This window comes from Pseudomonas sp. Sample_16 (assembly GCF_004307665.1).
Lineage (GTDB): Bacteria > Pseudomonadota > Gammaproteobacteria > Pseudomonadales > Pseudomonadaceae > Aquipseudomonas.
Genome location: NZ_RCOB01000011.1, coordinates 1 through 2,721, shown reverse-complemented (window position 1 = coordinate 2,721; position 2,721 = coordinate 1). Strand labels below are relative to the sequence as shown.

1 protein-coding gene is annotated in these 2,721 nt (G+C 58.1%); it reads right to left on the bottom strand.

Annotated elements, in window-relative coordinates; all coding sequences use genetic code 11:
- Positions 1-100: 100 nt before the first annotated feature.
- A complete protein-coding gene (locus D8U69_RS01470; RefSeq protein WP_130906535.1) occupies positions 101-2,410 on the bottom strand; it encodes a fatty acid cis/trans isomerase in 2,310 nt (769 codons plus the stop codon).
- Positions 2,411-2,721: the final 311 nt, after the last annotated feature.

Sequence of the window (2,721 nt, the reverse complement as noted above, 5' to 3'; positions counted from 1 at the left end):
AGGAGCAAAGCTTGCTCGCGATAGCGTCAGGCCAGCCAGCGTTGAGTCTGAATGTGCCGACGTCATCGCGAGCAAGCTTTGCTCCTACAGAATGGGTGTTTCAGAGGTTTTCGTAGCGGTTCATGTCGAGTACGCCCTCTTCCAACGGTTCGGTCTCGTGGATGTAGCGGCTCAAATCATGGAAGTACTGCCAGAATTGCGGGTGACTGCGGCGGATTCCCCAACGCTCGACGATTTTCTCGAAACGATCGGCGTCCTTGGCGTTTTCCATGGCTTCGACGAACGCAGGCACCTGCCCGGCGGGAATGTTGAACATGAAGTTCGGATAGCTGCTGAGTACTCCAGGAAAAATAGTCAACGTGTCCAGGCCTGGCTGATAGCGCAACGACTCGCCGAGCATGAACGCCACATTACTATGGGCTCGATTGCGCAACATGCTGTAGACCACGCGTTGGCCGCTGGCCGTTTCGATACGCAGCATGGTCGCTTCCGGCAGTTGATCGATAACCTTGAGCCCCGCGGCGGGTCGTGCCGTGAGCGTGCTCAGGGCTTGTTCGGCGTTTTGCAAGTCAGGGTCGATGTTCGGCCGGGAACAATAGGCTCCGTTACAGCGGTTGATCGGATCAGGGTTGGCATTGAGGTCGCCATAGCGTGCCAGCAACTGCAGGGCAAAGTCGCGCTTGGGGTCTTTTTCGTCGAGTTTCAGCGCGGTGGGCGTATCGTCGTCGATGGCTTCATAGTTCAACCACATCTTGAATTTGCCGCCGCTCTGATACCAGTCGCTGAGGTAATCGTCCCGCGAATCCGCAGGCATCAGGCGCAGGAAGTTCTGCTCGGCACCATTGCGAATCAGATCGAAATACAGGCGTGTCTGAGCCTGATGGGAAACGTTGCCGAACACGTCAAAATTCACCGCCAGCTGATAGTAAGTACGTTCCAGCAGCGGGAAATCGAACAACCACATGGTTTGCGGCACATCGCCAATCAGGCCTTTGGTCACGGCAGCACTGTCGAAATGACGGAAAATGCTCAGCAGCGCATTGTCGTTACCCGCCCACAGGGTCGACCAGCTCGGTGCCGGCATTTCGGCGTAGTTGTCCCGGCGCAAGGCCTCGTATTCGTTGCGTTTGTCGCGGTAGTCACGCCACAGACTCAAGACACTGCCGACATCGTCGTTCTGCCCCGGCATCGCCAGCAGCGGCGTGGCCTGGCCGCGATAGTTCGGGTCTGTAATGTAAAGGTCATGTTCCGGCGCCTGGAACAGCGCCCAGAAGTTGTCCCGGATCACGTCGGTAGCGATCTGCCCCCGACAAACCGGCCCGCGAATGAAGGTGCGCACGAAATACTCGGCGTTATCGAGCATGAACTGGTAACGCGCCTGGGCCGGGATTGCCTCGAAGGTGGCAAACGGATTGGCCCGGCTCTGCGGTCCATAGCCGGGCAGCGCATTGGCCTGCCAATTGCCGCTGTAGAACAGGCTTTTGACCCGCGCCATTTTCGCGGCACTCAAGGGGTAAGTGATGTGGGTCTTGTGGACGATCACACCCTGTACCGGCCACAGCCGGTAGTAAAACTGGTTACCTGGGTCATCGTTCGGGCGACGGGTATTGATCAGATCGATGGGCTGGCCAGTCGGTGTGCGCGAGCGCACCCACTGAAAGAAATGACCCGGTTCACCGTCCTTGAAATAGAGGTGCGCGAGAAACCAGTGCTCATACAACCAGCGCCCCACCAGGCTTTGCCGGGCGCCCGCCGAGTTGAGCAGGTTCTCCCACTGCACCACCTGCAACGCTTCTTTGGCGCTCGGCACCAGGCCCTGCTCATCGATCGGCGCACCGGAAGCCAACCAGCGTTGCAAGGTCTGGTACTGCTGATCGGTCAGGCCGGTGACTGCCAACGGCATGCCTTCCTTTGGATGGGCGCTGGCGTACCCATCAAATTCGCCGGGCATCGCGCAAATGTTGTCCCGGTTCAAGCCCAGGACGATCTCTGCAGGCAATTTGGCGTTGGGCTGCAGTGGCGTTCGATGACCCAACTCCAGCATCCGCGCCATCAAGGCAGCCTGATTGCTCTGGGCGTCGAGCACCGAATAAAAACCCAGTTGCTGCCAGGCCTGTTTGCCGCTCGCGTCATAAAACAAACGGGTTGGAGTTACCGCCTGGCCACGATCACCGTCATACACCGGGACTTTGGTCGCACCGCGTGCGGCACCTTCGCCGCTGCCGAGGTTGAGCTGGCAGGCCGCGTCATTACAGGCGTGGCAGGCCACACACTTTTCAGTGAAGATCGGTTGAATGTCACGGGTGTAGGAAATGGAAGAGGAACTGTCAGCAGTAACCGCCGGGTCTTGCGCCGTTGCGCCCCAGCTTAAAAACAGCAAAACACTGCTGATGACGACGCGATACGACATGTCCCTGGTCCCGATCCTTTAAAAAACGCCGCGATTCTACCGGTCCGGCGCCCTCTCCAACATGAACGATATTCATGCAAAACCCGAACATGCTCCAAAAGCGCACAGGTTTGCTATTATCCCGGCCCTTCGTCATGGTCTTTCCGAGTAGTCCCAATGTCCGATCGCAGTGTTCGCCTTCAAGCTCTCAAGCACGCCCTCAAAGAGCGCATTCTGATTCTCGATGGCGGTATGGGCACGATGATCCAGAGCTACAAGCTCGAGGAGCAGGATTACCGTGGCAAACGCTTCGCCGACTGGCCGAGCGACGT